We start from the raw sequence: 586 nt of genomic DNA, 5'->3' as shown, positions 1-586 counted from the left end.
TTAATCTGATCTCATTGCGAGGTTTCAGCAGCAAAGATGGACTTGTTTCAACAACTGAGATTGTTGAAGCCACAGACGGTCAACTGACTCGTGCTGCACTTCAGCAACGTTTACGAGCGGCTGTCAATATCGGCTTGTTTACCCAGACTCCAGTACGTTTTGAGGAAGGCCTAGCAGGCAAAACCATGCTGCATAAGTTTGTAAACCCAAACCAGCTCATTTCGGTTTTGGGGGCAACAAGCTTAGTCACTGACAAAGTTCGTCAGAATGAAAAGCAAAAACGTTCTAAGGCACTCGCACAAACCCAAGTGAACAAGCGCTTGTTGAATGAGCACGGCTTAAATACGCCACCAATGATGAAGGATGAAGCGGATCAATTTGTCGTTTCACCAACAAATTGGGCGGGGATCATTGACCAAGCACTCGCACCACCTCGCACTCGTAAAAGCTATCAAAAATCCATGGTGTCGATCTCAGGCACCAAAGCGGTGATTGAAACGCGATCTTCCAAAAATATCATGACAGTCGATGATCTGATGACGCTGTTTGCGTTGTTTACTCTGACAGTGCAATACCATGATCATCA

General features: G+C 45.7%; 1 protein-coding gene. It reads left to right on the top strand.

The annotated features are described in order from the left end of the window. Positions 1-586: replication initiator protein RctB domain-containing protein (locus tag R7Z50_RS29305; RefSeq protein ID WP_411979537.1), on the top strand; the 586-nt coding region annotated here is incomplete at both ends.

It is taken from the genome of Vibrio sp. 1249-1, from assembly GCF_033340495.1.
The sequence above is the reverse complement of the archived record's forward strand: the minus strand, read 5'-3'. Positions and strand labels throughout refer to the sequence as shown.